The sequence below is a fragment of the Bacillus sp. Xin1 genome, from assembly GCF_013314535.1.
GTDB lineage: Bacteria > Bacillota > Bacilli > Bacillales > Bacillaceae_G > Bacillus_A.
Window position 1 is genome coordinate 1 of the sequence record NZ_JABUAE010000149.1, and the last position, 903, is coordinate 903.

Consider the following 903-nt stretch of genomic DNA (forward strand, 5'->3'; position numbering starts at 1 on the left):
TTCTTTAAATGTGCGTAAAACGGTCTTCATCTTTAGACCATTCATACTGACTAGCCTTGCATTTTGTAGTCGATTTTGTTGTAGCGTCCAATAGGAAAGAAGGTCAATCGGACTCTCAAAATAATAAATGGATGTTGGTTTTCCAACATCCACCATAAACCCTGTATGCGGTTTTCCATTCGGCAAAATTTGTTTAAAGGAACCTCGTTTATTTGCCATCTTAACCGTCCCTTGACGCTCTGCCCCTACTATATTTCCTGTCCCACCTTGTTCTCGCCATTTGAATACCACATTCTTCTTTTTGTCCTGTGCAATCAAATCCTGTCCAATCAGCCAATTTACTAAACGAGCGTCAATTTTCCGCTCATCGGTTAAATAGTGCTTAATAGCTTGTTTATCCTGAACTTCTAAATGTGCTGGATAACGAAATGGCTCACCTTGTTTTGCTTCTTCCTCCTTAGAAGATGTAAAAGTAGGATAATCACCAAGATTCACGTCTCGAACAGCTTCTTGAAAAGTCATACCATAGTACATCCTGGCAAAGCTAATCGCCCCATATCCCTTCTCTCCTCGGCTATTCCATGCAAACATATTATCTCGAATAATCAAGCTGTCATGCTCTGTATGACGATAATAATTGCCCTCCTTTTGAAATTTCTCCCCTTTGGCCTCTAGATACGACAACAGATCTACATCTTTTGCTTTCATGACTTCCTCCTCTGCTAGTCGATATGTCATGTTGGCACCTCCCCTTGTTGTGAATGGTTTCAAGAATAAAAAAAGAGAACTGTTTGTATCAGTTCTCTACATCGTTTATTTTCCAAATAAGAATTTTAATCGTTTCTCTTGTGTGCTATAAGATAACCGAGCATCAAATTTCTTCCCATTATTTTTGGACTCAAA

1 protein-coding gene and 1 pseudogene are annotated in these 903 nt (G+C 39.0%); both read right to left on the reverse strand.

What is annotated here, in order from left to right:
- A partial coding sequence (locus HRG09_RS28185; protein WP_174104084.1) for a DUF3991 and TOPRIM domain-containing protein occupies positions 1-738 on the reverse strand: 738 nt, incomplete at its 3' end.
- Between the two features lie 75 nt (positions 739-813).
- Positions 814-903, reverse strand: a pseudogene (locus tag HRG09_RS29865) (topoisomerase C-terminal repeat-containing protein); the annotation flags it as partial.